At 51.1% G+C, this 319-nt stretch carries 1 protein-coding gene; it reads right to left on the reverse strand.

Going from position 1 to position 319, the window contains the following annotated elements; genetic code table 11:
* Positions 1 to 319, reverse strand: a 319-nt coding sequence (locus tag HMPREF2853_RS09575) for a DUF1542 domain-containing protein (protein ID WP_315940690.1), incomplete at both ends; no start/stop codon positions are given.

The following is a 319-nucleotide window of genomic DNA, read 5'->3' on the forward strand; positions in this document are numbered from 1 at the left end:
AAATCGGTGCGTGAATCAATGGCTGCTTCCTTGGCTTTCAAGGCATCATCGATCGCTTGCTTGGCTACTGGCTTACTTTGCGCGGTTGGGTTGACTGCGTTGACCTCAGTTGTTCCAGTTGACTTAGCTTGATCGACTTCTGCATCTGTGGTCGCAGCGTCAATGTTCTTCTTAGCCTCATCTGCTTTCGCCTTGGCATCTGCCTTCGCAACAGCTTTCTCCTCGTCCGTCAAATCGGTGCGTGAATCAATCGCTGCTTCCTTGGCTTTAAGGGCATCATCGATCGATTGCTTGGCTGCTGGCTTACTTTGCGCAGTTG

Origin of the sequence: Streptococcus sp. HMSC077F03 (assembly GCF_001812375.1) — a bacterium.
Classification (GTDB): domain Bacteria; phylum Bacillota; class Bacilli; order Lactobacillales; family Streptococcaceae; genus Streptococcus; species Streptococcus oralis_S.